1 pseudogene is annotated in these 1,316 nt (G+C 35.2%); it reads left to right on the top strand.

Annotated features, from left to right (window positions below):
- Positions 1 to 1,316, top strand: a pseudogene (locus BMZ09_RS16270) (hypothetical protein); the annotation flags it as partial.

The following is a 1,316-nucleotide window of genomic DNA, read 5'->3' as shown; positions in this document are numbered from 1 at the left end:
GGTACTGAAACGACTTATGACGAAACAACGACTATCATCGCTTTAAATGCTGATGATACCAATATTGATTATACTGACGAAAATGGGTTAGTAACGCAATTAGACCTAACTGATTTAGTAGATAACTTAGAAACGGTTACTTCTTTAACGTTCAATACAACAACTAATCAATTAGAATATATTGACGAAGATGGTACAACTAATGGTGTTGACTTAGGTGCTTTAGTATCTACTGTATCGGATGATAACGCTAACACTTCAGTGCAAACCATAGCAACACATACTTCTGGTGACGGAACTGTCGTAGCAATCGAAGAAACAGTTACTACTTTAGTAGATAACGCTGATGGTACTTTTACTTACACTTCGGAAGATGGTACTGAAACGACTTATGACGAAACAACAACTATCATCGCTTTAAATGCTGATGATACTAATATTGATTATACTGACGAAAATGGGTTAGTAACGCAATTAGATCTAACTGATTTAGTAGATAACTTAGAAACGGTTACTTCTTTAACGTTCAATACCACAACTAATCAATTAGAATATATTGACGAAGATGGTACAACTAATGGTGTTGACTTAGGCGCTTTAGTATCTACTGTATCAGATGATAACGCTAACACTTCAGTGCAAACCATAGCAACGCATACTTCTGGTGACGGAACTGTCGTAGCAATCGAAGAAACAGTTACTACTTTAGTAGATAATGCGGATGGTACTTTTACTTACACTTCGGAAGATGGTACTGAAACGACTTATGACGAAACAACAACTATCATCGCTTTAAATGCTGATGATACTAATATTGATTATACTGACGAAAATGGGTTAGTAACGCAATTAGATCTAACTGATTTAGTAGATAACTTAGAAACGGTTACTTCTTTAACGTTCAATACCACAACTAATCAATTAGAATATATTGACGAAGATGGTACAACTAATGGTGTTGACTTAGGCGCTTTAGCATCTACTGTATCAGATGATAACGCTAACACTTCAGTGCAAACCATAGCAACGCATACTTCTGGTGACGGAACTGTCGTAACAATCGAAGAAACAGTTACTACTTTAGTAGATAATGCGGATGGTACTTTTACTTACACTTCGGAAGATGGTACTGAAACGACTTATGACGAAACAACAACTATCATCGCTTTAAATGCTGATGATACTAATATTGATTATACTGACGAAAATGGGTTAGTAACGCAATTAGATCTAACTGATTTAGTAGATAACTTAGAAACGGTTACTTCTTTAACGTTCAATACCACAACTAATCAATTAGAATATATTGACGAAGA

It is taken from the genome of Olleya namhaensis, from assembly GCF_900114005.1.
In the GTDB taxonomy this organism is placed as follows: domain Bacteria; phylum Bacteroidota; class Bacteroidia; order Flavobacteriales; family Flavobacteriaceae; genus Olleya; species Olleya namhaensis.
The sequence above is the reverse complement of the archived record's forward strand: the minus strand, read 5'-3'. Positions and strand labels throughout refer to the sequence as shown.